The organism is Mesorhizobium sp. M1C.F.Ca.ET.210.01.1.1 (genome assembly GCF_004791585.1).
GTDB lineage: Bacteria > Pseudomonadota > Alphaproteobacteria > Rhizobiales > Rhizobiaceae > Mesorhizobium.
Map to the genome: position 1 here is coordinate 1 of NZ_SRUU01000142.1, position 356 is coordinate 356.

1 protein-coding gene and 1 pseudogene are annotated in these 356 nt (G+C 68.3%); both read right to left on the bottom strand.

Going from position 1 to position 356, the window contains the following annotated elements:
- A pseudogene (locus tag EN853_RS35065) lies at positions 1 to 122 on the bottom strand (tRNA epoxyqueuosine(34) reductase QueG); the annotation flags it as partial.
- The coding region (locus EN853_RS33300; protein WP_189473190.1) for a glutathione binding-like protein at positions 103 to 356 on the bottom strand (254 nt) is incomplete at its 5' end. The pseudogene EN853_RS35065 and the gene EN853_RS33300, both read right to left, overlap by 20 nt.

A 356-nucleotide genomic window follows, 5' to 3' on the forward strand; every position in this document is an offset into this window, starting at 1 on the left:
CTGGCCGGCGCCAGCGGGATGGCATCGGGCCTGGTGACGGCGACGGCGTCGAAACCGGCGCGCCTGGCCTCGCCGTCGATCAGCGCGCGCAGGTTTTCGGTCTTAGAAATCGAGGTCCGCATAATGCGACACCGGCGACAGGCCGCGCACCCGGTCGGACAGAAGTGGCCGGAACGAGGGCCGTGACTTCACCCTTGTATACCATTCCCGCGCCGCGGTGTGCTCGCGCCAGTCGATCTCCCCCAGATAGTCGAGCACCGAAAGTGCGGCCGCCGCCGCGAGGTCGGCATAGGTCACCCTGCTGCCGGCCAGCCAGTGGCGGGTGCCGGCCAGCCAGTTGGTGTACTTCATGTGCT